This is a genomic window from Aeromonas cavernicola (assembly GCF_002795305.1).
Lineage (GTDB): Bacteria > Pseudomonadota > Gammaproteobacteria > Enterobacterales > Aeromonadaceae > Aeromonas > Aeromonas cavernicola.
The window spans coordinates 1-3,434 of record NZ_PGGC01000255.1 but is presented as its reverse complement, the minus strand read 5'-3'; the positions used below and the strand labels follow the sequence as shown (position 1 = coordinate 3,434).

5 protein-coding genes are annotated in these 3,434 nt (G+C 62.8%); all 5 read right to left on the bottom strand.

The window, feature by feature from the left end; genetic code table 11:
• The coding region (locus CUC53_RS18355) for a tetratricopeptide repeat protein (protein ID WP_100295415.1) at nt 1–951 on the bottom strand (951 nt) is incomplete at its 3' end.
• A 2-nt stretch (nt 952–953) separates the two neighbouring features.
• Nucleotides 954–1,616 carry an energy transducer TonB gene (locus CUC53_RS18350; RefSeq protein WP_100295414.1) on the bottom strand — a complete coding sequence of 221 codons (663 nt, stop codon included), beginning with the start codon at nt 1,614–1,616 and terminating at the stop codon, nt 954–956.
• Nucleotides 1,613–2,014 carry an ExbD/TolR family protein gene (locus CUC53_RS18345; protein WP_100295413.1) on the bottom strand — a complete coding sequence of 134 codons (402 nt, stop codon included), beginning with the start codon at nt 2,012–2,014 and terminating at the stop codon, nt 1,613–1,615. The genes CUC53_RS18350 and CUC53_RS18345 overlap by 4 nt, the downstream gene beginning before the upstream one ends.
• Nucleotides 2,011–2,541 (bottom strand): MotA/TolQ/ExbB proton channel family protein, encoded by a 531-nt coding sequence (locus CUC53_RS18340; RefSeq protein WP_100295412.1) that lies wholly within the window; start codon nt 2,539–2,541, stop codon nt 2,011–2,013. Before CUC53_RS18340 ends, CUC53_RS18345 begins: the two co-directional genes overlap by 4 nt.
• Nucleotides 2,538–3,434: MotA/TolQ/ExbB proton channel family protein (locus CUC53_RS18335; protein WP_100295411.1), on the bottom strand; the 897-nt coding region annotated here is incomplete at its 5' end. The genes CUC53_RS18335 and CUC53_RS18340, both read right to left, overlap by 4 nt.

Genomic DNA, 3,434 nt, shown 5'->3' with positions numbered 1-3,434 from the left:
CTTGCCCTGTTGCAGCAGCAGTTCGGCGGCGCGCATGGCGGCTTTGGGCTGACCGTATTGGTTGGCGAGCACCTGCCAGCTCGCGACCGCTTGTGACCATTCCCGGGCACCTTCCCACAATTGGGCCAGCAGTTGGCGGTTTTCCGCACTTTGTTGCATCTGTCCCTTGGCCATGGCCGCTTCCAGCAGACGGGCACCACGATAAGGCAGCCCTTGCCAGGCATAGAGGCGGATCAGTTGATTACGGGCTGACCTATCATCCATTCGTTTTTTGTCGATGGCGGTCTGCAGCAGCGCCAACGCCTGATCGCCGCGCTTGGCGGAGAGGTTGAGCGACACCGCCTGCTGCCACCATTTGCTCTCGGTCGGCTCGCGGCGGATCAGCTCGGCTGCCTGATCGGCCGCCACGCCATAACGTTGCTGGGCGGTCAGGGCCGAGAGGCGAATGATAGCGGCCTGCTTCTGCCAGCCTTTTTTCAATAACTGCTCGCTCTGGCTGGCGGCGTCACCATACTGCTTATTTTGGTAGTAAAGCCCAGCCAGTCGCAGGCGCAGTGCATCGTCTTGCTTGAGTGCCAGCGCCGCCTTGTAGCTGGCGATGGCCCCCGACCAGTTGGCTTGCTGGGCCTGAATATCGCCGCGCAGTCGCAGCAGCTGGAGCTGTTGTTGCTCGGGCCACTCTTTATAGGCAAGGGCCTGTTCGACATAACGGCTCGCCTGGGCGGTCTGTTGCAGGTTGGCCGCCAGCGAGGCTTGCAGCTGGGCCAGCCAAGCGCGCTCGGCTTCGGAGTGTGGGGTTAGGCCAGATGCCTTGTTCTGGGCCTGCTGCCACTGGCCGGACTGATAGAGCTTCAGCACGGGGTCAAGCTGGCGCGAGAAGTGAGGGCTAACCTCCATCGCTAGACAAGCGTGGCTGGCCAAAGCCAGCAGACAGATCCAGATCCGCAACATCGTTATGACTCCAGTTTGAATTTGAGCGTGATGACTTGCACCAGCTTGTCGCTGGCCCCCGGTCTCGGCTGATAGCGCCACTTATTGATCGCCTGAATGGCCGCCCGCTCGAACTGCCGCTTGGGGTTGGCCTCGACCACTTCCACATCCTGCACGCCACCCTCGGCATTGACGCTAAAACGCAGGGTGACGAAGCCTTCAATGCCGGCCTGCTGGGCGCGATAGGGGTAAACCGGCTCGATCCGTTGCAGCGGCAGTAACATATCGCCAGTGCCTATGCCTGTGCCCTGCTGCTGGCCTTGGCCATTGCCGCTGAGTACGGGGGCGCTGCTGGTCGCTACGCCGGGGGCATAGATCTGCACCGCGCTGAGGCTGGAGACCAGATCCAGACTTGGCTCAACGGCCGCCAAGGGGGCCGCAGCGGGCATCGGCAGCGGTGTCGCAGCCAATGCGGCTGGGGGTTCCGGCAGCGGTTCTGGCTCCTTGGGCGCTGGCCGTTCGCGCAGCTGCACCTCGGTCACTTCATTCTGCATATTGATGACGATGGGCTGCTGCTCGCTCGCCGCCTTCTCACCCTTGGGCGGCTCCACCAGCGTGGCCATAAACAGCAGGATGCCCAGACTGAGGGCGATCCCCAGTCCTAGGCTCATCAGCTTGTGTTTCATTTCGGTGCCACCGCCACGGCGATATTGGCGATACCCGCCGCTTTGGCTTCATCCATTACCCGCACCACCTTGCCGTGGGGCACCCGCTCATCGGCTTGAATCACCAAGCTGGCGTCCGGTTGTTCTGCCAGCAGGCGGGCGAGGGTAGCTTGTACCCGTTCCACGTCGACCTGCTTGCGATCGAGAAAAATCTGACCCTGAGCGCCGATCGCCAGCATGATGCTGGAGGATTTCTGCGCCTTGGCCGCACTGGCCTGGGGGCGGTGTACGTCGAGCCCCGCTTCGCGCACGAAGGAGGTGGTGACAATAAAAAAGATCAGCATGATAAACACGATATCCAGCATGGGGGTCATGTCGATCTGCACTTCATCACGCTGGCGTTTGGCTTGCCGTCTCATTGCATTACCTTCTCTTCTCGCAGGCCGTCTCGGGTCTTGGCCAACGCTCGTTTGGCCTGACTTTCCAGCCGGCTAAGTAACAACACGCCACAGAGCGCCACCACCATGCCTGCCATGGTGGGGATGGTGGCGCGGGAGATCCCGCCCGCCATGCTCTCTGGGTTAAAGCGGTTGGCCGCGGCCAACGCATCGAATACGCCGATCATCCCGGTCACGGTGCCGAGCAACCCCAGCATGGGGCAGAGCACCACCAGGGTGCGGATGAAGATCAGATGACGATTGAGCGCCAGCTCGGCCTGCGCTAGCCAGCGGCTGCGCATGGCGCGCGCCTGCCAGCTGTGGCGCTCGTGGCGGGCTTGCCAGCGGCTGAGCAGCTGTTGCTGCAACGGTGTAAACCCCAGATTGAGGTAGAGCAGCCGCTCGATCATCAAAATCCACATCAGCACCAGCAGAGCCAGAATGACCCAAAGCACCGGACCGCCACGGCCCATGAAGCTCTGCAGCTGTTGCCAGATGTCGAGCATCATGCCGCTCGCTCCATCCCGCGCTGAGTGCCGTCGGCTCGCTCGGCCAGAATGCCGGCCACTTGCTGCTCCAGCACATTGGATAGCTCGGTGAAGCGTGATTGCAGCAGGCTGTGGGCCAAGATCAGCGGAATGGCCGCGACCAGCCCCTGTACCGTGGTGACCAGCGCCATCGAGATGCCGCCCGCCATGATCTTGGGATCGCCAGTACCAAACTGGGTGATGGCCTGAAAGGTGCCGATCATCCCGGTCACGGTACCGAGCAGACCTAGCATCGGGGCGATGGCCGCAATCACCTTGACCATGCCAATGCCGCGCTCAAGGCGAGGGGTCTCCTGCAGGATCGCCTCATCAAGCCGCAGTTCGAGGGTCTCCATGCTCAGATCGGGGTGCTTGTCCGCCACCGTCAGCACCCGACCGAGGGCGTTGTCGGCATGGTATTCGCCGCTCTTAAGCTGGCGACGCACCCGTGACAGTTCGCGGGACAGGCTCCACAGCCGGATTGCGGCGATGCCTAACCCGATGGCAGCCAGCAGCACGATAATGGCGCCAACTTGGCCACCCTGTTGCACCTGCTGCCAGAAGGTGGGCGCCTGCGCCAGCATCGCTAGCAGCGTGCCGTGGGAGGGATCCAGCGGCAGTGCTTCACCTTCCTGACCCTGATAAGCAGCAACGGCAGCGAGCACGCCGCTGGGCAGACCCAGTACTGGGCTCAAGCCTTCGGCAGTCGGTTGCAGGAAGCCTGCGCTGCCCAGCAGGGCAAAGCTACCAACCCGGGTCAGCGACTGCTCGCTGGTTGCCCCTTGGCCATCGAGCGCCTTGCCGTTGAACTGGGCTATCCGGCCTGATTCGCGGATCTCTTGCAGCAGGGTGGCGGGCAGCAGGGCGAGGGCGGC